The organism is Aurantiacibacter flavus (genome assembly GCF_039710615.1).
GTDB lineage: Bacteria > Pseudomonadota > Alphaproteobacteria > Sphingomonadales > Sphingomonadaceae > Alteraurantiacibacter > Alteraurantiacibacter flavus.
The window spans coordinates 902,632-926,273 of record NZ_JBDLBR010000001.1 but is presented as its reverse complement, the minus strand read 5'-3'; the positions used below and the strand labels follow the sequence as shown (position 1 = coordinate 926,273).

Genomic DNA, 23,642 nt, shown 5'->3' with positions numbered 1-23,642 from the left:
CTACCCGCATAGCCCCTGCAAAAACCAGTCAGGCATTCCACCGCGCCCGTCATCGGGAAGGCCACTACGATAAATCCAGTAACGCCGCCCCTCGCCATCCTCGACGCGGTAATAGTCGCGTAGGCGTGCATTGCCGCGCTCGCGCCACCATTCGGGGGCGATCCGCTCCGGCCCCTCGACCCGCGCCACCTCATGTACCTCGCCGCGCCAGCGAAACCGGCGCGGATAGCCATCGGGGCTGGCGTACAGCACCGAAATCGCCTCCGCCTTGTCGAGCAGCTTGGCCGGGCGCGCGTGGAAGCGCAGTTCCTCCTGATGGAGCGGCTCAGGCTCCAGCGGGGGCTGCCAGCGCAGGCTGCGTTCGGGGATGTGGCTGGGGTGCAGCACCGGGCGGCGCACCGCGCCTGCCCCAAGCCGCACGCTGAGCCGGTCGATACAGGCCGCGAGCGACGTGCCGTGCTCCTCGGCGGCGGCTTCGAGATCGGCTTGCCCCAGTGGCAGCGACTGTGCCCAGCTGGCGGTGAGGCGCACCATCTCGATCCCGAACCCGGCGTCGATATCGTCGAGCTTTGCCGCGAACAGGCGGCAGATATGTGCGGCGTCGCGAGTGGCTGCGGCCAGGTCGAGGCGGCGCGTGAGCACCTCGCCATCGACGCGCCACATGGCCAGATCGAGCCGCCGCGCCCCCTCGCCCCAGCCTTCGAGCAGCCGCTCCATATCCGCCGCCAGATCGGCCATCACCGTGTCGAGCAGATCGCGGTGGCGGATCGGCTCCATCAGGCGGCGCTGCACCAGCGGCACCTCGGGCATGGTCACGGGCAGCAGTGGCTCGGGTACATGGCCGATCAGCTGGTCGAGCCGGATCAGCGGGTTGGCGCTGGCCGCGTGGCGAGTGCGGAAACGGCGGCGCAGCGCATCGCGCCCGCCGGCCCGGTCGCCCGCGCCGCTCTCGACCCGCACCAGATCGCCGATCCGCTTCAGCCCGAGTCTCCGCAGCACCAGCAACACATCGGGATCGAGCCTGAGCGCGGCAACGGGTAGATCGGCAAGGCGGGCCAGCGGATCGTGTTCCGGCGCAAGGATCGCGCGCTCCGGCCCGTGATGCGCCAGCGCCCAGGCCGCCCCTGCCGTGGGCGCGATGGCCACCCGCACGGTCAGCCCGCGTGCGGCGCAGCGCTCCGTCACGTCGGCCAGCAGGCGCGCCTCGCCGCCGAACAGGTGCGCCACCGCTGACACATCGACCAGCACGCCATCGGGCGCGTCGAGCGCGCTCCATGGCCCCCAGCACTGCGCCCACAAGGCGAGCCGCTCAAGAAAGGCGAGGTCGCCCGCCGGGTCTGCCGGGCGCAGATCGAGCCTTGGGCACAGGGTGCGCGCATCGGCCAGCATCATGCCCGGCGCGGCTCCCTCGGCCAGCGCCGCCGCGTTTACCGCCTCGATGCGGGGGCCATGAGCCGTGTCGATAGTCAGCACCAGCGGTGCAGCGTCGGCCCCCGTTCCGGGCGTGCAGCCTTCAGCCTGTCTCCAGCGATCGAGCGTCAGCGTCCGGCACCAGATCGCCATGATCCGGCGCTGCGATCCGTTCGGCGCCAAGGGCGTGTCCATCATCGCGCAAGGTCCATTCTCCCGGAGCGTGCCCGCGGGCACGGAACAGCTCGGCATGCCAGCTCGGATGGCCGGGAGCACCGCGATCCCACAGCGGCGGAACCGATGGTGCCGAGCGCACCTGCCAGCGCATCCGCGCCGAGCCGAGATCGAGCCGAGCGTCGTGCCGGAGCACGAACAGCGGCACGTCATGCCGTTCCGCCGCCAGCGTGAGCCGACGTGAGGCGGTGAAGCTCATCTCCTTGGGGTTGCCGGCAATCTCGCCGATCACGCAGGCCAGATCGCGGCAGCGCAGGCCCTCCTCCAAGGCGAACAGCGCATCTTTGGCACTGTCTGCCGCAACGTGAATGACCCGGTGGCGAAGAGCTTGCGGCAGGCCGGGAGGATAGGGCCGCCCGCTCAGCCGGATCGCCGCCTTGTCCTGCACCCACAGCAGCGCACGCTCTTCCACCCGGCCACGCTCGCGCTGACGCAGGGCCGCGCCTGCCAGCGCCAGCAGCGCGCCCATGCCGCCGCCATCGCTGGAGGCGGCAAAGATTTCGCTATGCAGCGCCGGGGCAGCGCCGGGATGCCAACGCGGGTTGCGCGTCCCTGCATGCACCAGTTCCGCCGCTCGAGGCAGCGAGGCCAGCTCCATTATTCGACTCCTTTGTTCTTATTATGTTCTTTCCAGAAGGACATGACAAGAGCGGAACCGCAAGGCCGACACGCCGTTGGTAAACAAAGGAGATTGTTCATGACCGACACCAAAGCGCTCAAACACAAGTTCTGGAAGGCCCTCGACGACAGCCCGTTCGTCTTCCTCCAGCAGGACACCGACCCCGCCACTGCCGTTCCGATGACTGCGCAGCTCGACAAGGATGCCAATCACGCGATCTGGTTCTTCGGTCGCCGCTCCTCTGCCCTCGCCAAAGGTGGCCCCGTGACCGCGACCTTCGCCGCCAAGGACCACGAGATGTTCGCCCGTTTCAACGGTGTGCTCAGCGAAGAGCCAAGCCGCGAACGGCTCGAGCAATTCTGGGGCAAGCCGGTCGAAGCCTGGTATCCGCAGGGCAAGCAGGATCCCGAGCTGATCCTCCTCCGGATGGATCTGGGCCAGGCCGAGCTGTGGAACTCGGACCTCGGCTTCCTCGATACGGCGCGCATGCTGTTCGGCTTCGACATGCTCGATGAAGCGAAGGACGAGCACGCCGAAACAATGCTCTGATTACGTGGCCAGGCCGCCCTATCCCTTTGGGGCGGCCCGGCCCCTAACCCAACAGGCCGGGGAACAATCCGAACAGCAGGATAAGACCGACCGCGACTGGTGCCAACCACGCGACCAGCCCCCGCCACAGCACAAAGGTTGCGCCCGAAAGACCGCTCTCGGCTTCGACCAGACGTCGGTCGGCACGCCAGCCGGTAAACACCGCAAGGCCCAGCCCCGCCAGCGGCAACATCAGCTTGCCCGTCACCCCGTCGATAGAATCGAGGATGTTGGTGTTTTCGAAGACGCTCCAGAACGCCAGCGGTCGAACGTCCGACCACACATTGTAGCCCAGCGCACAGGCAATCCCGATCGCGAAGGCCAACACGGCCACCAAAATCGCCGCCGGTCCGCGCCGGAGCTTGAAAGCTGACATGGCAAAGGCGGTCGGTCCCTCCAGCAGCGAAATCGAGCTGGTGAGTGCGGCAAAGAAGATCAGCAAGAAGAAGGCCAACCCCACCAGCGCACCGCCCGGCATCCCCTGAAAGGCCACCGGCAAAGACTGGAAAATAAGCGCCGGCCCCGCTGCAGGATCGAGCCCGGCAGCAAACACGATGGGGAAAATCATCAGGCCAGCAAGGAGCGCCACCCCCGTATCGGCAGCCGCGATCATCGCCGCGGTCGAGCCGAGGCTTACCCGAGCAGGGACATAGGAACCGTAGGTAATGAGCGCGGCAGAACCGAGACTGAGCGAGAAGAACGCCTGCCCCAGCGCCTCGTTCACCGCCAGCGGGGTCAGGGCCGAGAAGTTGGGTGTAAACAGGAAGACCACCGCCTCGGCAAAGGAACCTGCGAACGCGCCGTAGATCGTGATCAGAACCAGCAGCACGAAGAAGGCCGGCATTAGCCAGGTGGCCGCCTTCTCGATACCTCCGCCCACCCCGAGCATCACGATCCCCAGGGTCACGGCCATGAACAGCGAGTGCAAGGCAATCATCCGTCCAGGCGAGCTGAATAGCGTGCCCATCATGCCCGTTACCTCGGCCTGGCTTTGGCCGACGAAGGCCGGCGACAGGGGATTGCCCGCCAGCACGACTGACAGCACATCCCCGCCCGACAGGAACACGTAGTTGAGCACCCAGCCCGCCACTACCGAATAGAACGACAGGATGAAGAAGGCTGCGATCACCTCGATCAGGCCAAAAGCGCCCCACTTGCGGCTGCGGCCCGAGCGTTCGGCCACGTCGGCCACCGATCCCACCGCATCGGCATGCCCCCCGCCCGCACGCCCGAGCAGCACCTCGGTCAACACCATGGGCATGCCGATCAACGCCACGCACACGACATAGACCAGCACGAAGGCGCCGCCGCCATTTTCACCAGCCAGAGTTGGAAAACGCCAGATGTTGCCCAGCCCCACGGCGGCACCGATCGCCGCCATCAGGAATGCCGTGCGCGACGACCAGCCGTCGTTCGCCGCTACTGCGCCGGATCCAACCATACAAACCCCTTGAAGTCCCACCAATCCCGCGAACATGCATGGAAAAGCCCCTCGCGTCGAGTGATCCATCTGCTAGAAGCAAACCATGTCCACCAGCTTCACGCTCGATACCTCCACCAGCCGCGCCAATCCCACGCCTGCGCCGATGAAACGGCTGACGGTGCCTGCGATCCGTGCGCGCAAGGTGGAAGGCGTCACCGCCGAACCGATCGTCATGCTCACGGCCTACACTGCGCGGCAGGCCCAACTGCTCGATCCGCATTGCGATATGCTGCTGGTCGGAGATTCGCTGGGACAGGTGATTTACGGCCTGCCCTCGACCATCCCTGTCACGCTCGACATGATGGCGAACCATGCCGCCGCCGTGGTGCGCGGATCGTACCATTCGGTGGTCGTGGTCGACATGCCCTTCGGCGCCTACGAGGCCTCGCCCGAGGCCGCGTTCGAAGCCGCCGCCACGCTGCTGAAGGCAAGCAACGCGGCTGCCGTAAAGCTCGAAGGCGGCGCGGCCATGGCCGAAACGGTCGCTTTCCTCGTCCAGCGTGGGATTCCGGTGATGGGCCATGTCGGGCTCACTCCACAGGCGGTGAATGTGCTCGGCGGTTATGGCGCGCGCGGGCGCTCCGATGCCGAGGCGGACAAGATCGTCAGCGATGCAAAGGCCCTGTGCGATGCGGGCGCCTTTGCCATTGTTGTAGAAGGCGTGGTCGAACCCATCGCCATCGCCGTGACCGAGGCGGTGAGCTGCCCCACCATCGGCATCGGCGCTTCTGCGCAGTGCGACGGGCAGGTGCTGGTTACCGAGGACATGCTCGGGATGTTCGAACGCGTCCCCCGCTTCGTGAAGCGCTATGAAGACATGGCCGGCCTCATCAGCCGCACCGCCGAGACCTACGCCACGGAGGTGCGCGAGCGCAGCTTTCCCGGTCCAGATCAGACCTATCAACCTAAGTAGCGCAACGGGTATCTGGGGGCAGTGCTTGCGCCGTCAGCCTCACCCGCCTAGCGCTCCCTAGTTCGCAACCGACCCAACTTTCTCACGGCGGGATGCCTGGTTCATGTCCACACTGCTGCGCTACTATAAATTCTCGCTCGTTTTCACACTCGTCTGCTTCGGGCTGGCGGTATGGTATGGGGCAGCGAGCACAGGCAGCTTTGGCGGGATGCTGGAGATCCTCTGGATCGTGGCAATCCTTTCGGTGCTGGAGGTTTCGCTCAGCTTCGATAACGCGGTGGTCAATGCCACCGTGCTCAAGGAGATGGACGAGAAATGGCAGCAACGCTTCCTCGTCTGGGGCATTGCCATCGCCGTGTTCGGCACCCGCATCATCTTCCCGCTTGCCATCGTCGCCATCGCCGCGGGGATCGGTCCGATAGAGGCGATCGATCTCTCGCTCAACAATCCGCAGGAATACGAACGGATCGTATCGTCAGCGCATATCGGCATTGCCGGCTTCGGCGGCGCCTTTCTCGCGATGGTCGGCCTCAAGTTCTTCTTCGACGGCGAGAAGGACGTTCACTGGATCACCGCGATAGAAACGCGCCTGTCGCGTGTGTCTGCTTTGCCCGCAATCGAGATTGGCCTCCTGCTGGTGGTCTTGTGGGTTATTTCCACTTTCCTGACTGAAGCGGAGGCGCTGACTTTCCTTACGGCAGGCATACTGGGCCTTGCCACCTATATTGCGGTCGACGCGCTAGGCTCCTGGCTTGACCAGAAGGAACAGGCCAAGAAGGCGAGCGGCGCCGTGATGCGTTCGGGCCTGGGCGGATTCCTCTATCTCGAGGTGCTTGACGCTTCGTTCAGCTTCGATGGCGTGATCGGCGCCTTTGCCCTGTCGAACAACATGATCGTGATTGCGCTGGGGCTCTCTATCGGAGCCATGTTCGTGCGATCGATGACGATCCACCTTGTCCGCCAAGGCACTCTTGCCGAATACCGCTACCTTGAACACGGCGCCTTCTGGGCGATCATCGTGCTTGGCGCGATCATGCTGCTATCGGCCCTCGTGCATATTCCCGAGGTCTTCACCGGTCTGATCGGAGCGACGCTGATCGGGTTCTCGCTGTGGTGGTCGGTCCGGTTCAACCGTCGCCACGGGGCAGTCCCGGGCGAGGCGGAGCCATCGTCCCAAGCCTAGGCCTGCAAGTCGTACTGCTTCAGCAGGTCGTATAGCGTCGGGCGGCTGATCCCCAGCAGCTTGGCCGTGTTCGAGATATTGCCCTCGCTGCGCGCCAGTGCGTGGCGGATCATCTTGCGGTCTGATTGTTCGCGCGCGCATTTGAGGTTGAGCACTTCACCCGCCACTTCCTCGCCCGCGTCCAGATCGAGATCCTCGGCCCCCACCAGCTTGCCATCGGCCATGATGACCGCGCGTTTCACGCGGTTTTCCAGCTCGCGGACGTTGCCCGGCCAGCCCCAGCTGTCGATCGCGGCGAGCGCATCGGAAGAGAAGCCCGTTACGGCGGGGTTCATTTCCTTGGCGAACCGCTTGAGGAAGGCCTTGGCCAGCAGCACCGCATCGCCCGGCCGCTCGGCAAGGCTGGGGATTTTGATCACCACCTCAGCGAGGCGATAAAACAGGTCTTCGCGGAACGAGCCCTCCGTAATCATGCTTTCGAGGTTCTGGTGGGTAGCGCAGACGATCCGCGTATCGACGCTGATCGCCTTGCGACCGCCGATGCGCTCGATTGTGCGCTCCTGCAGGAAGCGCAGCAGCTTGACCTGCAACGGCAGCGGAATATCGCCCACTTCGTCGAGGAACAGCGTGCCGCCATCGGCCAGCTCGATTTTGCCCTCGGTAGTTTTCACGGCACCGGTAAAGGCCCCCTTCTCATGCCCGAACAGCTCGCTTTCGAGCAAGTTTTCGGGGATCGCCGCGCAGTTGATCGCGATGAAGGCCCCTTCGCGCCGGTTGCTGGCATCGTGCAGGCCTTTGGCGAGCAGCTCCTTGCCCGTGCCGCTTGCGCCCAGCAGCATGACCGAGACATTGGTGTTGGCGACCCGCTCGATGGTGCGCGCGACCTTCACCATCTCGGGCGCAGCGGTGATCATGCGGCCGAGCACGGTCTTTTCCTCGCCGACCCTCTCAGCCAGCGCACGGTTCTCGCATTCGATCTGGTGCAGGTTGAGCGCCCGGCGCACGATCAGGCCGAGCTGGTCGATATCGACCGGCTTCTGGTAGAAATCATAGGCGCCGCGCTCGATGGCCTGCAAGGCGCTTTCACGCGCACCATGGCCCGAGGCGACGATGACCTTGGTGTCAGGCTTCAGCGCCATGATCGCATCGAGCACGGCAAAACCCTCACTCGTGCCGTCAGGATCGGGCGGCAGGCCAAGGTCGAGGGTGACCACCGGCGGCGTATGCGCGCGCAGCGCGGCGAGCGCGCTTTCGCGGTCACCCGCGATCACTACCTCGAAATCGTCGTAAGACCACTTCAGCTGTGCCTGCAGCCCTTCATCGTCCTCGACGATCAACAGGGTCGGTTTGGGATCACTCATCATGCCACCTCGGCGTTTACATCGTTGATATCGGACTGCGCGGCGGCAGCTGTGCTGGTCGGCAGACGGAGTAAAAAGCGCGTCCCCTGTCCTTCGCGCGATTCGACGTCGAGCCGCCCGCCCATGGCGCGGATCATCTCGCGCGCCTCGAATGCGCCGATGCCGAAGCCGCCAGGCTTGGAGGAATGGAACGGCTTGAACAGGTGTGTGCGGATGAACTCGGGGCTCATGCCAACACCGTTGTCAGCAACTTCGATAATCGCGGTGCCCTGCTCCACGCGCAGGTCGAGCGTCACCGGCGAATTCGAAGCGCTCGCCTCGATGGCGTTCTGCACCAGATGGACCAGCGCTTGTTCGAGCGCTTCGGTGTTGGCTTCAATGAAGCAGGTTGGATGCTTTGTTGCGATCACCTCATGCCGCGCGCTGTATTGCCCGGCGACCGAACGGATCAGGGCTGCCAGATCGATTTGCTCGCGAACCGCACCGGACTGGGCCCCGTAGCGACCGAGGCGTGCCAGCAGGCCCTGCAACTTGTCGGTCGAGTTTCTCAGCGTCAGCAGCATGTCCGCGCGAAATTCGGGCTTGTCGGCGTGTAGTTCGGCATTGCGTGCCAGCAGCGAAAGCTGGCTGGCGAGATTCTTGATGTCGTGCATCACGAAGGCGATGCGGCGGTTGAACTCGTCGAACCGCTGCGCTTCGCCCAGCGCATCCTGACTCGCATGCTCGGCGAGGTAGCTCGCGAGCTGACGGCCGACCACGCGCAGCAGGTCGAAGTCCTCCCAGTCTAGCTGGCGTGCCAGTGGCGGGCGTGCCAGCACCACGAGGCCAACGAGGCGTTCATAGTGGACAAGCGGGACCACCGCCCACGCGCGCTCGTCCTCAAACAGCCAGTCGGGATAGGCGCCTTGAGGGATATCCTGTTCGCGTCCGGCGCGCAGGTCGTCGAGGTCGAGGATGAACTGGCTTTGCTCGAAAAAGCGCGCGCTCTCGCAGCAAACAGCCACGCCCGGAACCTCAATCGTGCTCCATTGCCAGCGCGCGGCAAGCGCCAGCCCGCCTTCGTCAAGCGGAGTGAGCAATAACCCTGCCGGGCTATCGGTAACGTCGGCCACGGCTTGCACGATACGCTGCGGCAAAGGAGGTGCCTGCGGCCCGGCGCGCCCAATGGTGTCCGTGAAGCGTAGCCACTCGGTGCGGTAGTCGTAGCGGTGCTGGAACAGGTGCTTGGACACCATTACCCGCAACCAGCGGCGCAGCTTAGGCGAAGGCAGCACCGCGAGGGCCACTACGCTCGCCGCCAGAATAAAGACGGCCTGCATGGTTGGAGCATAGGCGTTGCCCGCATAGGAAATTGCCTGCGCCACCACCACCATCACCACGAGGTAGGTGCCGATCACCAGCAGCGAGAAGGACTGAAACGCAAAGGTGCGCGAGGGCCGGAATTTCAGCTCGGACTCGTTGCGGAGCGAACCGACCGCGAGCAGCACCACCGCCGCCAGCAATGCCATTGCACGCAATTGCGCCAGCAGCTCTGGCGGTTGGTTGAGCAGATAGGCAATGGTGTAGAAGTTGAGGTCGTAAAGCCACATTGCCCCCATCGCCGCGGCGGGCCAGCGCAGCGATTGGCGGGCCTGCTGCTCGGCCCCGGCATAGAGGTTGTGTACCAAGACCAGCGCGCCAACGCAGAACAACAGGCGAAATATGACGACAAAATGACCGATCACTTGCGCCTGCGCGGAGTTGCCCAGATGGTTGAACAGGGTCAGCAGCGTTGCCAGGTGTAGCAGCTCGACCAGCGCTAACGAGGCCACCACAGGCCGGATCGGTGCCAGCTTCTTGTCGCGGTCATCGTCTCCAAACAGTCGATAGAGCAGCCAGAGCCAGGCGAGATAGGAGGCGGAGAGCAGCAGTTGCGCCGGAATGGAGAGATAGCCGAAACCAGTCGCGCAAAAGGCCCAAGCACTCGATATCCCGAGTGCGATTGCGCTGGCCGTCTTAGACGGGCTTTTTGCGCGCTCGCTGGAAATGAGCCAAAGCGCAAGCACTGCCGCGCCCGAAGCCGCTGCCACGAACAGAAAAGAGACAAACAGGAACCACAGCGGCCCCATTACCGGGCACCTTCAGGCCAGAGCACTACACGCAGCGTCTGCAGCAGGATCAGCAGGTCGAGAAAGGGCGTATAGTTCTTCGCATAGTAGAGGTCATACTCCAGCTTGGCGCGCGCATCCTCGACCGATGCGCCATAAGGGTAATTGATTTGCGCCCAGCCCGTGATGCCCGGCTTCACCATGTGCCGTTCGGCATAATAAGGCAGATCGGCATCCAGTTCGTCAACGAACTTGGGCACTTCGGGCCGCGGGCCAACGAAGCTCATCTCGCCTTTGAGGACCGTCCACACCTGCGGCAGCTCATCGACGCGGATCTTGCGGATCAGTCGGCCAACGCGGGTGATGCGCGGATCGTCCCTGTCAGCCCATTTGGCCCCGTCCTTTTCAGCATCGGTCCGCATCGAACGCAGCTTCACCAGCTCAAACTTCTGGCCGTAGAGCCCCACCCGCTCCTGCCGGAAGAAAGCCGGGCCCTTCGAATCCAGTTTGATGACAAGAGCAAAAAACAAAATCACCGGAAAGGTCAGTGCCAGCAAGGTGAGGCTGGCGGCCACATCGAAAACGCGCTTTCCGAAACTCGAAAACATCCGGCTCGATGAGAAGCCATCGGAGAAGATCAGCCAGCTCGGGTTGAGCGTATCGAGGTCGACGCGGCCTGTTTCGCGCTCAAGGAAGCTCGAGAAGTCGTTGACGTGCACGCCTGCCGTCTTGATCCTCAACAAGTCTTTCAGAGGCAGCGCATTGCGTCGTTCTTCCAGCGCCAGCACAACTTCGGTCACACCCAGATTGCTGACGAATTTGGCCAGATCGTGGATCGCCGAACGCGCGATGGCCTCTGCGATGAGATTGTTCTGCTGCTCGCCCATGGCGATATAGCCGACTATGCCAAATCCGCTCCCGGGCCGCTCGCTCAGTTCAAGCAAGCGCTGCGCTCGTGGGCCCGCGCCAAGCACCAGCACGCGGCGGCGAAAGGCCGCCGTGCCGAGCAGCCCGCCCACCAGCAGCCGGTTCGTCACCAGTAGGGCGATGGAGAGTCCCATCGAATAAAGAAGCGTCGATCGCCAGAAGGTGTGTCCCGGCAAGAGGAAGTCGATCAGCGCAAGCGCAAGGATGGAAAGGCTCACCGCGACGAGCAGGCGCGCGCAGGCAAATCGCATCGAACGCAGCGCGTCGGCGCCGTAAACGCCCACGGAGATCATTGCGGCAAGCGTGGTCACGGCAAAGGCACTCAGCGGAACGAGCCGCTGTGGCAGGGTTCCGGGCTCCATTCCAATTTGCGTCGCGCGGAAGGTCCACGCGAGATTGGCACCCAGTAGCAACAACACGAAATCGAGCAAGCCGAGCAGCAGCACAGCGTGCGGGATGTAGTGTTTGAATAGTCGGATCATGATTCCTGCCGTTTGTCCCCGGTCACGAGCCCGGCCACTGAGCGTTAGCCGATAAGGATAAATTGTCGGTAAATTTTACAACCAGGCGGCCTGGAGCGCGCAACCTGGAATGTGCGAAACACCAAATTTACCATAAATTGGACGCGAATATTAAGGGTTAATCAGTTAGCTAGACCTGCGATGGCAAAGATCAGGAAGCCCCCCGTACCGGCCAACCTTTTCAAGCACTTTGCTATGGCCACGGTTGCGCTCACCACGCTCGTGGCGTTGTTGGCAGACGGGAGCCATCGTGAAGTACAGGCCGAACAGGCCGAGCCCCCCCAAGCCGATGCCGTGCAAAACAATCCCAGGCTGCTGCGCCGCGACAGCAACAGATCCGCCAACGCAGACGAATCGGGCGATTTCTATAAGGAGTCAGATGACACCTTCGGAGCACCGATGATGCGGCCGGTGCAAGCGGGCGGTATGATCGCACCGTCCCGAGCTATGAGCGGAGGAACTCGCTCGTCCCTTGCGGGCTACTCGCAGGCCTATCTCGATAGTCTTAGCGAGGAGGAATACGAGGCGCTGGTCGAGGGCTTGCGTGAGGCAGGCATGCTCGACCCAACCCAGCGCGAAATCCAGCTGGCAGCGCTCGAACGCGCTTCTACCTTGCGCAGCGGCAAGGCCCGGCGCGACTAAGCCTACATCCCGTAGCTGATCGCCAGCAGGATGCTGAGCGTGGTGACCATTATGAGCACTAGCGGCACACCCGTGCGCAGATAGTCAGCGAAGGAATACCGACCCTCGGCCATGATCAGCATGTTGGTCTGATAGGCAATGGGCGTCGCGTAACACAGATTGCAGCCGAACAGCACGGCCAGCACCAGCGGCTCCTGCGGCATGCCCAGTTGCGTGGCGAGATTGAATGCGATGGGCGTACCGACAGTGGCTGCCGTGGCGTTTGAGGCGAAGTTGGTCAACACGGTAACGAACAGCATGATCGCGGCGATCACGCCTGCCGGTGGCAGATGTTGCAGGCCTAGCGCCAGCGCCTCGCCCAGCCACATGGCCGCGCCGCTATCGAGCACGATGCGCCCGATAGCGATGCTGGCGGCGACCAACACGATCACCTTGCCCGAGAGCGCCCTGCCCACCCGGTCGAACTTCACGCAGCCGGTCACGAACATGAGGATGGCGCCGGCCAGCGCGGAGATGGCAATCGGCACCAGCCCGGCCGAGGCGAAGGCGACCGAGCCGAACATGATCGCAGCCGCGATCAGCGCCTTGGACCGACGCGGCATCTCGCGCGCACCCTCGAGCCGGAGCAGGCCGTCGCCAGCGGTGAAGGCTTCCAGCCCATCGCCCAGCCCCATCACCAGCAAGACGTCGCCTTCAGCGAGGCGCACATCGGCATCGACATTGCCGCGATCCTCGGCCAGCGGCTTGGCCGGGCGGTGGATGCCTAGCACGGCCACGCCATAGTGATCGGCGATATTGCTGCTGGCCAGCGTGCGGCCGATCAGGCGACTGTCGCCGGTCACAATCATCTCAACGACCTCGATGTCCTCGCCCCGCGCCTTCCCCTCGCTTTGGATGCGGTCGATCACCCAAGCGGGCGCTACCGGCCCGCGCAGCAGTCGCATTGCATTTTCAAGCCCGGAATGGGTGCCTGAGATCATCATCCGCTGGCCCGCCTCGAACGGACCCGTCGGCCGCTCCTCGAAGCGAAAATCTTCCGGCAGCGTGTCGACGATTTCATCGAAGTGCTTGCCCACCAGCCCGCTCAGCTCGGTTACGCGCAGCTTGGCGAAGAAGCGGCGCTCGACATGGTCCTTGTCGGGCGAGTTATCGGGCAACAGGCGCGGCATCACCAGCCACAGGTAGGGGAACGCGACCAGACCCGCCGCCAGCACGATCGGGGTATAGTGGAACACGCTCATCTGCGGCATGCCGAGATCGACTGCGATGCCGACCACCAGCAGGTTGGTCGAGGTGCCGATGGTGGTCGCCATGCCGCCGATCAGAACGGCGGCGTTGATGGGGATGAGTGTCTTTGAAGCAGGCATCGCCCCGCGTTGGGCGAGCGCGACGAAGATTGGCAACAGCAACACCAGCACCGGCGTATCGTTGACGATCATGGAAAGGCCCATGGCGATTCCCAGTGAGACGAACAGGCCGAGCTGGGTATTGACCTTCCACACCCGTTCGAGCGCGCGCGACACCGGATCGAGTGCGCCGGTCACCACCAGCCCGCGTCCCATGATCATCAGCGCGCAGATCGTGATCAGCGCGTAGTGGCCAAATCCCCCGAAAGCGAGCGCGAAGCCATCGGTCGGCAGGGTATCGGGCAAGGGATAGAAATAGAGGCCAACCGCAATCACCGCGATGGTGCCGAGCGAAACAATCTCGGTCGACATCTTCCCCCGCGCGAACAGGTAGAACACGGCGACGGTCAGCACCATGGCTGCGAGCGCATGGTAAGAAGGCATTGCGAGCATAAGCGCCCTCTATCCCAGCCTTGCGCGCAGGTGAAGCAAAGACATCATAGCAACTTGTACGCAGAAAACGAAAAAGGGGCGCCGTGAGCGCCCCTCTCGATGCCTGGTACCTCCGGCCGGACTCGAACCGGCACTTCCGAAGAAACTCGATTTTGAGTCGAGCGCGTCTACCAATTCCGCCACGGAGGCATCGGTCAGGCGGCAAGCCGATACAGCCCGCCGCACGCCATGACAAGCTATGCCTTCAGCGCTTCTGTCACCAGCTTGTGGAGACGCGAGTGCATCTGGTCATTCCCGGCGATCACCTGCTTGTCGCAAATGGTGAGGCTGCGCCCGCGATAGTCGGAGACGAAACCGCCAGCTTCGCGCACCAGCAGACAGCCCGCGGCGGTGTCCCAAGCCGAAAGATCGCTTTCCCAGAACCCGTCGAACCGGCCAGCGGCGAGCCAGGCAAGATCCAGCGAGGCCGCGCCATAGCGACGAATGCCAGCAACGTTCGGGCCGACACGGCCAAAGATGCGGGTCCATTCGGAGAAGTTGCCGTGGCCCTGATAGGGCGTGCCGGTGGCGATCAGCGCCTCGCTGAGCTGCCTGCGACCTGAAACGCGCAGCCGTGCATCTTGCAGCCAAGCGCCGCGCGTTTTCTCGGCCCAGAAAGTCTCGTCGGTGATCGGCTGATAGATGACACCGGCCGTGACCTCGCCCCACTCGTCCGAGCCGAGCTTGCGCTCCTGCACCGCGATCGAGATCGCGAAGTGCGGCAGGCCGTGGAGGAAGTTGCTGGTGCCGTCGAGCGGGTCGATGATGAAGCGCGGCTGCCCCGGCTCCGCCTCGATCTCGCCGCCCTCTTCGAGCAGATAGCCCCAACCGGGCCGCGCCGCCTTCAATTCATCCCACAGGATGCGCTCGGAGGCTTCGTCTGCCTTGGATACGAAGTCGGCCGGGCCCTTGCGGCTGACCTGCAGGTTCTCGATTTCGCCGAAGTCGCGACGCAGGCGGGCACCCGCCTTGCGGGCGGCCTTTTCCATCACGCGAATGAGGCCTGAAATTGCTGCCATGATGCCTTTTCCTGAAATCTAGAGGGCGCGGTTATAGGTACGGAATTCTCGGTCAAGTTCCCAACCCGCAGCTTCATATAACGCCTGTGCGCAGGTGTTGCTGTGCTGCGTGCTCAGGCGAAGCCGACTGACACCTTGCCCAACAGCGTATTCTTCTGCCGCCTTCACCAACCTTGCGGCGAGACCCTTGCGGCGATGTTTGGGCGCGACGAAAAGATCGTTGAGCACCAGCACGTCAGCCATCGCGGCAGAGGAAAACAGCGGATAGAGCTGAACGAAACCGCCAGCCTCTTCACCCTCGCGAGCCAACAAAACAACCGACTGGCTGCGCTCCATGCGTTCACGCAGGAAGTTGCGGGCCTTTTCGGGTTGTGGTTGGCCGCCGTAAAAGGCGCGATACGATTCGAACAGCGGGACAAGCAGGTCAAGATCATCGATCCCGGCCTGGGCGATCTGCATCAGCCAGCCTTCCCAACGTAGCTCTGTTCGTAAACGTCGACCACGATCCGGGTACCGCTTTCGATGTGCGGCGGGACCATGATACGCACGCCGTTATCGAGCACGGCAGGCTTGTAGCTCGAAGAAGCAGTCTGGCCTTTCACCACGGCGTCGGCCTCGACGATGGTGGCTTCGATCTGGCTTGGCAGCTCGACCGAGATCGGACGCTCTTCCCACAGTTCGAGCGAAACTTGCATGCCGTCCTGAAGGAAGGGGCGGGCATCGCCCAGCAGGTCGCTCGGCAGATGGATCTGCTCGAAGGTGTCGGTGTCCATGAACACCAGCATATCGCCGTCCTCATAGAGGAACTGGTAGTCCTTGGTGTCCAGACGCACCTTTTCGACCGTATCGGCGCTGCGGAAGCGGACGTTGGTCTTGCGGCCGTCGATGAGGTTCTTCATCTCGACCTGCATATAGGCACCGCCCTTGCCGGGCTGGGTATGCTGGATCTTGGCGACCTTCCAGATGCCCTTTTCGTATTCGATGATATTGCCGGGACGGATGTCCACGCCGCTGATCTTCATGGGTCTGCTTCCGATTTCAAAGAGATTGGCACGCGCCCTAGCCGCAGTTGCGCCGAGCAGCAAGCTCAGCCGAGCGCATCGGCCATGGTGATGGCCTCGATGACCTGCTCGATGCAACGCCGCGAGGTGCCGAGTGCGAAGTGCTGGGCCCTGACTTCGAGGCGCAGATCGCTCTCGTCGTCGCGCCCGCGCGCCGAATGGGCCGCGACGATCCCGTCGATAGCCGACCAGATTGCCACGGTCGGCACCGGCGGCTTTATGCTGAAATCCTCGGCGAAAGGCGGATTGTCGACGGTGTGATCGTTGATCATCTCGTAATATCGCCACCCGGCGTTGTCTCGCCGCCCGCCCGAGAACGGACTGCCGACGGTGATGACCGAAGCGATATGCCCGGGCACACGCTGCCCAAGGATACGGGCATAAAGGCCACCAAGGCTCCACCCGATCAGCACCACCTTGCGCCCTGTCTGGCTGTGCAGCGCGGCAATCCGCGCTTCGAGCCGGGCGAGCTTGGCAAGGTCGGCCCCGTGGTTCATCCCGAGCCGCCACCCGCTCGGCACGAACCCCCGTGCGCGCAAGGTGCGGCGCATCAGCAGGGTAGACACATCGCCCGTGGCCAGGCCGGGAATGACCAGCACCGCCCGCCCTTCCCCGATCCGCTTGCCTTTGCGCGGCGGGCGAAGAGGGTTGGCAAGCAAAGCCGGCAAAGCCAGTCCCTCGCGCAGCGTATTGCGCAAGGGCGGCGGATTGGCCTTGCCGCCCAGATCAGTCCCCGGTCAGGATGCGGTCGACCAACTGCTTCACCGAGGGAGTGAAGTTGTTCGAATAGAACGGGTCTTGCGCAAAGCGATAGGCCGCGTGGCCGGCGAACATCAGGTTCTCCTCCACCGGAGCGCCATGGGCGATTTCCTGCAAGGTCTTCTGGATGCAGAAGCTGCGCGGATCAGCAAGGCGACCAGTGGTGTAGTCGTCATGGTCTTTCCAGCTCGAGAACCCGCAGTGCGACAGGCAACCCATGCAATCGGCCTGATCCTTGCGGATTTCAGCGCGCTTTTCCGGGGTGACAAAGATCACCGTGTCGTCAGGCGTCTTAAGCGCGGTGGTGTGACCCTCGGCCACCCAGGCCCGTGCCCGTTCCAGGTCCTTGGGTGTGACCCAGAAGTTCTTGCCTTTCACACCCACGTCGAGCTGCACGGTGTGCTCGCCCGCCGAGACGCGGCTATACGGGATCTGTCGGTCCGACCGCGCCATCAGGTCGAGCAGGAACGGGTTGCGCACCGCGCTCGAATAGAAGCCGGTGGGACTGAAGCGGTGCAGCTCCACATCGCCGGGCTGGATCGTGCGCAGCGCATCTTTCCAGCCCTGCGGGATCGGGCTTTCCTCGGTCAGCAGCGGGCGGGTGCCGAACTGGAATGCGATCGGGCCAAGCTCGTCGTTGTCGATCCAGTCGTTCCACTCGCGCAGATACCAGACGCCGCCAGCCATCACGATCGGTACGCTTTCGGCCACGCCCTCCTTGCGCATCATCGCGCGCAGTTCGGCCACACGGGGATAGGGATCCTGCGGCTTCTTCGGATCTTCCGCGTTCGAGAGGCCATTGTGACCGCCCGCCAGCCAAGGGTCTTCGTAGACCACCGCCGCCAACAGGTGCGAAACCTTGTGATAGGCGCGCTTCCACAAGGCGCGGAAGGCACGGCCGGAGCTGACGATGGGCAGATAGTGCACGTCATAGCGCTGCGCGATTTCGGACAAGCGGTAGGGCATGCCCGCGCCGCAGGTCACGCCGGTGACCAGGCCCTTGGTGCGCTCCAGAATGCCTTCGAGCACGGGCTGCGCCCCGCCCATTTCCCACAGCACATTGATGTTGATCGCGCCCTTGCCGCCAGCAATATCGTAAGCGCGTTTCACCTGCTCCACGCCGCCGTCGATGGCATAGCGGATCAGCTGTTCATGCCGTTCCTTGCGCGTCAGCTGCTCATAGACCTGGGGCACGATCTTGCCCTCGGCGTCGTAGCTATCGGCGTTGACCGCGCTGACCGTGCCGATGCCACCCGCCGCGGCCCAGGCCCCGGAGCTGGCGTGGTTGGTGGCGGAAACACCCTTGCCACCTTCCACCAGCGGCCACACCTCGCGGCCACCATACATAATCGGCTTCAAACCCTTGAACGTCATCTACTTCCCCTGAGCCGCCACCGATCAGCTGGTGGCGGACATATCTTCCACATCGGCCTGAACACACGGCTCTATCGCGCTCGGTTCTGGCCGTTCTCCGACCGCTTCGAACTCGGCATAATAGCCGGCGATTTCCGGCTTGCGAACAAACTCGGTCAGCCGATAGCCCACACGGGCAAATTCGCAAAACAGCAATTGCGGACTGATGCCGTGCTGGTCGATCGGGCGATCGACATCGACCACCACTACATGCCCCTTCTCGCGCAGCGCCGGACGCACTCGCCAGAGGAAGGCATAGGGCTCCTCCACCTCGTGATACATGTGCACGAGCATGATGCGGTCGAAGCTGTTTACCGGCAGGCGCGGATCGTCGGGCAGGCCCGGCTTGATCGACACGTTATCTAGCCGGTCGCGCTCGACCCTGCTACCTAGGCGGCGCAGCGCATCCTCGTTGATATCGTTGGCCAGCACGCGTCCGGTTTCGCCCACGCGGGCGGCCAGGCGGACGGTGTAATAGCCCTCACCCGCGCCGACATCGGCCACGCTCATACCGGGCTCGATCCCGGCGAGGTCCATCACCGTTTCGGCTTCCTGCCGCCGGTCGCGCGCCTCTTCATTCGAAAAGGCGGTCGCCCCGCCAGCGGAAACGGGCCGGTCGGCCTTGGGAAATTCCTGTGATCCCGGTGCGCGAGCGTCGTCCGGCTGCTGGCAGGCAGCCAGCAACGCAAATGATGCAAGGGCAACCAGAGAGCGCAAGCCAGACATGGCAGGCGCCATTACTCCGCCAGAGCGCGGAAGGCAAAGATCGCAAGCTGGATGACCTTCCATTGCGCGCGATCCTAGTCGACGTCGTCCACTTCAACCGCCTCGCCTGTCACCTTGAGCGCAAGCGCCGCAGCGATGAACGCGTCGATATCGCCATCGAGCACATCGTCGGGCGTGGGACTGGTGACGCCGGTGCGCAGGTCTTTCACCATCTGATAGGGCTGGAGCACGTAGGAGCGGATCTGGCGGCCCCAGCCAATCTCGGTCTTTTCCTCGTATTCGCTTGCCGCCGCAGCTTCGCGTTCGGCCATCTCGCGCTCGTAGAGGCGGGCCTTGAGCATGTTCATGGCGGTAACGCGGTTCTTGAGCTGGTTGCGGTCGGACTGGCAGGCGACCACGATCCCCGAAGGAATGTGCGTAATGCGGACTGCGGAATCGGTCGTGTTCACGTGCTGCCCACCCGAGCCCGAGGCGCGGTAGGTGTCGACCTTCAGGTCCGAATCGTTGACGGTGATCTCGATATTGTCGTCGATCACCGGATAGACCCAGGCACTCGAGAAGCTGGTGTGGCGGCGCGCCGAGCTGTCATAGGGGCTGATGCGGACAAGGCGGTGAACTCCGCTCTCGGTCTTGGCATAGCCATAGGCGTTCTCGCCCTTGATCAGCAGCGTGGCCGACTTGATGCCGGCTTGGTCGCCCGCCTGATATTCCACCACCTCGACCTTGAAGCCACGCTTCTCGGCCCAGCGATAGTACATGCGGAACAGCATCTCGGCCCAGTCGCAGCTTTCGGTGCCGCCCGCGCCGGAATGGATCTCGATATAGGTGTCGTTGCCATCGGCCTCGCCCGAGAGCAGCGCCTTCACCTTGTCGCGGTCGGCCCGTTCGGCCAGCGAGGCGAGCGTGGCCATGCCATCGGCCACCACCTCGTCGTCACCCTCGGCCTCACCCATCTCGATGAACTCGACCGCGTCGGACATTTCCGAGGCAATCTCGTTCACGGTTTCGACCGCGTCCTTGAGGTTCTTGTGCTCGCGGCTGACAGCCTGCGCGTGCTTTGGATCGTTCCACAGGTCCGGATCCTGCACGCGCGCTTCCAGTTCGTCGAGCCGACGCAGAGCGGCGTCCCAGTCGAGCGATTTCCGAACCAGCGCCAGCGCGGCTTCGATCCGGTCGATATGGGCCTGCCCTTCGGCACGCATGGCATTGGTCTCCGCTAAAACAAAGCGCGCCGACTAGCGCAGCCGGGCGCTAAGGGAAAGGGCTGAGGACATGGAACGCGGGCGGCGCTTTAATAGATGCCGCCCTGATCCTCGGCAAAGTTGCTCGGCTCGCCCTCGGAAGCACCGCCCTGATTGCCGCCGCCCTGCTCGCGCCTGCGCAACTGCGCCAGGATCAGGTCGCGCATGGCGGCAATGGTATCGCCATCACGCCCGCTGCGGCGTGGCTCGGTATCGGGCTTGAACGCTTCCCAGATCACCGCATCGGCTTCCTGCGAAGGCCAGCCATCGAACACGCGCCGTCCGCTGCGCCGGTCGATCCGCACCATTCGCACCCCATCGGGAGCGATAAAGGGCCGTTCCGACCAGCGATCCCGCGTCGCCTTGGCGAAATCGACGAAGATCGGCGCGGCCGTGTTGCCGCCCTGAACATAGCCGCCAAGCGTGCGCGACTGTTGGTCGAAGCCGATATAGGTTCCCGCCACGATATCGGGCGAGCCGCCCACGAACCAGGCGTTGGTTGGGCCGGAGCTGGTGCCGGTCTTGCCGAACAGCGGCATTTCGAGCACTTTCAACCGGGTTGCGGTGCCGCGCTGGACCACACCTTCGAGCATATGGACGATCTGGAACGCGGTGCGCGGGTCCATCCGCTGCGCCCCCATGCGCTCGAACCGGGGCATGGGCTCGCCGTCCCACTCGTCCATGTTGCAGCCGTTGCACGCCCGCTCGTCGGCGCGCCAGATGACCTTGCCATTACGATCCTGCACATAGTCGATCAGCGAAGGCTGGATCAGCTTGCCGTGGTTCACCATCATCGAATAGGCGGCCACCATCTTCATTACAGTGGTATCGCCCGCGCCAAGCGCGAAGGCGGGATAGGGATCGTATTGATCCTTGTCGGCAATGCCGACGTTCTCGAACGTCTTGATCACGTTCTCCATCCCCGAATCCATCGCGATGTGGACGGTCATCAGGTTCTTCGACTGCTCCAGCCCGTAGCGCATCGGGTATTCCCCGCCGCCGCGCGAGCCGCCGAAATTGGTGAAGCATTTCTCACCCAGGTTGGCACCCTGATAGTAGCAATATTGCCGGTCGGGAATGAGCGAAGCCGGTGTCATACCGTTGTCGAGCCCGGTGGCATAGACGAACGGCTTGATGGTCGAACCCGGCTGGCGCAGCGCCTGGGTTGCACGGTTGAAAGCGCCGAGCCGCGAATCGAAGCCGCCTTGCATTGCCATCACGCGGCCCGTGGTCGGGCTCATGGCGACGAAGCCGCCCGAGACCTCGGGAATCCCGCGTAGGCGCCAGCCATTGCCCTCGGGCGAAACGGCGATGATGTCACCCGTTTTCAGCGCATCCGGCAGCGATCCTGCCAGGCGTCCTTCATCACCGTCAGCAAAGCCAACCCTGCCCGAGCCGCCGGACCGGCTGAGCACCACGGCGATCCGCCAGTCACGATAGTTGATGCCGATATAGGAGCTGCGCAGTTGGCTCTTCATATCGCCATCGCCCGGATTGACCGTGGCAATCGGCTTTTTCCAGGGGCGGTTGTTGTCGTAGCGCAGGATGGCATTGCGCAGCGCGTCGCGCGCGGCATCCTGCATTTCGACATCGAGCGAGGTTCGTACCCACAGCCCGCCGCCATAGACGCTGTTCGGCCCGTCGTCGGCCTCCTCACCGTAGCGTTCGATCAGTTCGCGCCGGACTTCCTCGAGAAAGTAGCCCGCATCGGCAGTCTGACTGCTGCTCGAGCTGTTGACGATACCGAGCGGCCTGGCCTGGGCTGCCTCCATCTGGGCACCGGTAATATGCCCGTTGTCTTCCATTTGCTCGAGCACCCAGTTGCGCCGGGCGCGCGCGGTCTCGAAGTTCTTCGCGCGGCTATAGACTTCCGGCGCACGCGGCAGGATCGCGAGGTAAGCCATCTCGTGCAGTTCGAGATCGTCGACATCCTTATCGAAATAGGCACGCGCGGCCGCCTGCACCCCGAACGACCTCCGCCCGAGCGGGATTTCGTTCAGGTACAAGGTGATGATCTCGCGCTTGGACAGCACGCTCTCGACACGCGTGGCGAGGATCATCTCCTTGAGCTTGCGCGTGACCGAATATTCGTTGCCGACGAGAATGTTCTTGGCCACCTGCTGCGTGATGGTCGAGCCGCCCACCGCCCGCTCTCCCGAGCCGAGCTTCGAGATATAGTCGATCACGGCGTTGACGAAGCCGCCGGCATCGATGCCGCCATGGCTCCAGAAGGTCTCGTCCTCGGCGGAGGTATAAGCGTTGACCAGCTGCGTCGGCAGGTCCTTGAACTGCAGCTCCACGCGCCGTTCACGCTCGTAGCGGCTGACGATCTCGCCATCGATCCCGCGCACAACGGTGGGCAGGTTCGGGCGATAGTCGAGCAGGCTTTCCGCATCGGGCAGATCGCGCACCAGCACGGCCCACAGGGCGGCGGCGAGCAGCAGCCCCAGCAACAGCGCGTAGCCCGCAAGGCGGACCAGCAGGTTTGCACGCCAGATCTCGCCGATGCGGCCAAAGGCGGCCCCTGCATTGCGGCGGATGCGAAGGCTGGTGGAGCTGTCGTCCATGGTATGATCGTCACTCATTTGCGGCGCCCTTTAGCATGGCCTTGCCGTGCGGCGCCAGATAGATGCGACAGCTTGAACGTGATCGTTCAGGGAGCTGCCGCATTGCGGGCAAGAAAGATGCGGATTGCGCTCGCCATGGTCTCAGCGAAGTTTTCACGACCTTCGGCAGAGGCCAGTCGCCTGGCCTCGTCGGGATTGCTGACAAAGCCAGCCTCATACAGGATTGCGGGCACATCGGGCGCACGCAGCACCGCCAGCGCGGCTTGCCGCCGTGGCTGGGGATGGAATGCCAGCCGCCCCTCCCCCTCGCGCACGATCAGCGAGGCGAACTCGTCCGATTGCGCGGCGGTTTGCCGTTGGGAAAGCTCAACCAGGATCGTCTCGACCGCTTCATTCTGCCCGGACAGGTCGAGACCGTTGATTACGTCGGCCTCGTTCTCGCGCTGGGCAAAGCGGGCGGCCGCCTGCGAATTTGCGGCATCGCTCAGCGTATAGATGCTGGCGCCGCGGACGTCAGCCTGCTCGCCGGCGCTGTCGGCGTGGATCGAGACGAACAGGTCCGCGCCAAGCTCGCGGGCGATGACGACGCGTTCGGCGAGGACCACGAAGCTATCGTCGTCGCGCGTCATGGCGACCCGCACGCCACCGTCTTCGAGCAACCGGTCGCGCAGAGCCTTCGCCAGACCGAGCACAATGCGCTTTTCCTGAAAGCCAGGCCCCACTGCGCCCGGATCAAGCCCGCCATGGCCCGCGTCGATAACCACCAGCGGCCGGCTCTTGTCCTGCGGCCCCAGCACTTCGGGGAGATCGAGCTGTTGCCCGGCTTGAGGCAGATCGATCCGAACCACATAGCCGCGGCCGAGAACAGGCACAGGAATGGTGAGACCCCAGGCATAAATAACCCCGAGCAGCAGCACGGGCGCCAGAAAGATCAGCATTATCTTTAAGCGATCAGACACCGTATTGCACTATTCCCCACGGCACTGTCGGCCCTTCGAGCATTTACCTAGCACGATGCAAAGAGAAATTGACCCGAATGCGCAACAAGGT

At 63.7% G+C, this 23,642-nt stretch carries 20 protein-coding genes and 1 tRNA gene; 4 read left to right on the top strand and 17 right to left on the bottom strand.

Features of this window, described 5'->3' with window-relative positions:
• Both ABDJ38_RS04345 and ABDJ38_RS04340 read right to left on the bottom strand, forming a co-directional pair.
• Positions 1-1,608: a DUF6504 family protein gene (locus ABDJ38_RS04345; protein WP_346783832.1), complete on the bottom strand. Its 1,608-nt coding sequence runs from the start codon at positions 1,606-1,608 to the stop codon at positions 1-3.
• Entirely contained in the window at positions 1,514-2,242 is a 729-nt protein-coding gene (locus ABDJ38_RS04340) for an ImuA family protein (RefSeq protein WP_346783831.1), read from the bottom strand. Before ABDJ38_RS04340 ends, ABDJ38_RS04345 begins: the two co-directional genes overlap by 95 nt.
• A 99-nt stretch (positions 2,243-2,341) precedes the next feature.
• Here ABDJ38_RS04340 and ABDJ38_RS04335 point away from each other — a divergent pair, with 99 nt between their 5' ends.
• Positions 2,342-2,812, top strand: coding sequence for a pyridoxamine 5'-phosphate oxidase family protein (locus tag ABDJ38_RS04335; protein ID WP_346783830.1), 471 nt, complete (start codon positions 2,342-2,344; stop codon positions 2,810-2,812).
• 43 nt (positions 2,813-2,855) lie between these two features.
• On the opposite strand, the gene ABDJ38_RS04330 is transcribed toward ABDJ38_RS04335, so the two are convergent.
• Positions 2,856-4,292: a sodium-dependent transporter gene (locus tag ABDJ38_RS04330; protein WP_346783829.1), complete on the bottom strand. Its 1,437-nt coding sequence runs from the start codon at positions 4,290-4,292 to the stop codon at positions 2,856-2,858.
• 85 nt (positions 4,293-4,377) lie between these two features.
• Between ABDJ38_RS04330 and panB the strand changes: the two genes are divergently transcribed.
• Together panB and ABDJ38_RS04320 are read left to right on the top strand one after the other, a co-directional pair.
• Positions 4,378-5,247 (top strand): 3-methyl-2-oxobutanoate hydroxymethyltransferase, encoded by an 870-nt coding sequence (gene panB / locus ABDJ38_RS04325; protein ID WP_346783828.1) that lies wholly within the window; start codon positions 4,378-4,380, stop codon positions 5,245-5,247.
• Positions 5,248-5,350: 103 nt separating this feature from the next.
• Complete coding sequence (locus ABDJ38_RS04320; RefSeq protein WP_346783827.1) at positions 5,351-6,430, top strand: DUF475 domain-containing protein; 1,080 nt, start codon at positions 5,351-5,353, stop codon at positions 6,428-6,430.
• On the opposite strand, the gene prsR is transcribed toward ABDJ38_RS04320, so the two are convergent.
• From prsR to ABDJ38_RS04305, 3 genes are read right to left on the bottom strand one after another with little or no spacing between them, the layout of a single operon-like run.
• The gene (gene prsR, locus ABDJ38_RS04315) at positions 6,427-7,791 is read right to left on the bottom strand and encodes a PEP-CTERM-box response regulator transcription factor (RefSeq protein WP_346783826.1); all 1,365 of its coding nucleotides are present in this window, start codon (positions 7,789-7,791) and stop codon (positions 6,427-6,429) included. The genes ABDJ38_RS04320 and prsR overlap by 4 nt on opposite strands.
• Positions 7,791-9,899, bottom strand: coding sequence for an XrtA/PEP-CTERM system histidine kinase PrsK (prsK, locus tag ABDJ38_RS04310; RefSeq protein ID WP_346783825.1), 2,109 nt, complete (start codon positions 9,897-9,899; stop codon positions 7,791-7,793). The genes prsR and prsK overlap by 1 nt, the downstream gene beginning before the upstream one ends.
• The gene (locus ABDJ38_RS04305; protein ID WP_346783824.1) at positions 9,899-11,287 is read right to left on the bottom strand and encodes a TIGR03013 family XrtA/PEP-CTERM system glycosyltransferase; all 1,389 of its coding nucleotides are present in this window, start codon (positions 11,285-11,287) and stop codon (positions 9,899-9,901) included. The genes prsK and ABDJ38_RS04305 overlap by 1 nt, the downstream gene beginning before the upstream one ends.
• Before the next feature lie 180 nt (positions 11,288-11,467).
• Between ABDJ38_RS04305 and ABDJ38_RS04300 the strand changes: the two genes are divergently transcribed.
• Positions 11,468-11,968 carry a hypothetical protein gene (locus ABDJ38_RS04300; protein ID WP_346783823.1) on the top strand — a complete coding sequence of 167 codons (501 nt, stop codon included), beginning with the start codon at positions 11,468-11,470 and terminating at the stop codon, positions 11,966-11,968.
• A gap of 2 nt (positions 11,969-11,970) precedes the next feature.
• Here the strand turns inward: ABDJ38_RS04300 and ABDJ38_RS04295 are convergent, their stop codons facing one another.
• The 11 genes from ABDJ38_RS04295 to ABDJ38_RS04245 all read right to left on the bottom strand — a co-directional run bounded on the left by ABDJ38_RS04295 (position 11,971) and on the right by ABDJ38_RS04245 (position 23,530).
• On the bottom strand, positions 11,971-13,767 hold the full coding sequence (locus ABDJ38_RS04295; protein ID WP_346783822.1) for an SLC13 family permease: 1,797 nt from the start codon (positions 13,765-13,767) through the stop codon (positions 11,971-11,973).
• A 104-nt stretch (positions 13,768-13,871) separates the two neighbouring features.
• A tRNA-Leu gene (locus ABDJ38_RS04290) sits at positions 13,872-13,956 on the bottom strand.
• Positions 13,957-14,003: 47 nt separating this feature from the next.
• On the bottom strand, positions 14,004-14,825 hold the full coding sequence (locus tag ABDJ38_RS04285; protein ID WP_346783821.1) for an inositol monophosphatase family protein: 822 nt from the start codon (positions 14,823-14,825) through the stop codon (positions 14,004-14,006).
• 18 nt (positions 14,826-14,843) lie between these two features.
• Positions 14,844-15,284 (bottom strand): GNAT family N-acetyltransferase, encoded by a 441-nt coding sequence (locus ABDJ38_RS04280; protein WP_346783820.1) that lies wholly within the window; start codon positions 15,282-15,284, stop codon positions 14,844-14,846.
• On the bottom strand, positions 15,284-15,847 hold the full coding sequence (gene efp / locus ABDJ38_RS04275; protein WP_346783819.1) for an elongation factor P: 564 nt from the start codon (positions 15,845-15,847) through the stop codon (positions 15,284-15,286). Before efp ends, ABDJ38_RS04280 begins: the two co-directional genes overlap by 1 nt.
• A gap of 65 nt (positions 15,848-15,912) precedes the next feature.
• Positions 15,913-16,554, bottom strand: a complete 642-nt coding sequence (locus tag ABDJ38_RS04270) for an esterase/lipase family protein (protein ID WP_346783818.1) — start codon at positions 16,552-16,554, stop codon at positions 15,913-15,915.
• Positions 16,555-16,612: 58 nt separating this feature from the next.
• Positions 16,613-18,019, bottom strand: a complete 1,407-nt coding sequence (locus ABDJ38_RS04265; RefSeq protein WP_346783817.1) for an NAD(P)H-dependent flavin oxidoreductase — start codon at positions 18,017-18,019, stop codon at positions 16,613-16,615.
• A 24-nt stretch (positions 18,020-18,043) separates the two neighbouring features.
• A complete protein-coding gene (locus ABDJ38_RS04260) occupies positions 18,044-18,784 on the bottom strand; it encodes a class I SAM-dependent methyltransferase (protein ID WP_346783816.1) in 741 nt (246 codons plus the stop codon).
• Positions 18,785-18,858: 74 nt separating this feature from the next.
• The gene (gene prfB / locus ABDJ38_RS04255; protein ID WP_137679130.1) at positions 18,859-19,986 is read right to left on the bottom strand and encodes a peptide chain release factor 2; all 1,128 of its coding nucleotides are present in this window, start codon (positions 19,984-19,986) and stop codon (positions 18,859-18,861) included.
• A gap of 89 nt (positions 19,987-20,075) precedes the next feature.
• Positions 20,076-22,610, bottom strand: a complete 2,535-nt coding sequence (locus tag ABDJ38_RS04250) for a penicillin-binding protein 1A (RefSeq protein ID WP_346783815.1) — start codon at positions 22,608-22,610, stop codon at positions 20,076-20,078.
• A gap of 68 nt (positions 22,611-22,678) precedes the next feature.
• Positions 22,679-23,530, bottom strand: coding sequence for an N-acetylmuramoyl-L-alanine amidase family protein (locus ABDJ38_RS04245; RefSeq protein ID WP_346783814.1), 852 nt, complete (start codon positions 23,528-23,530; stop codon positions 22,679-22,681).
• Positions 23,531-23,642: the final 112 nt, after the last annotated feature.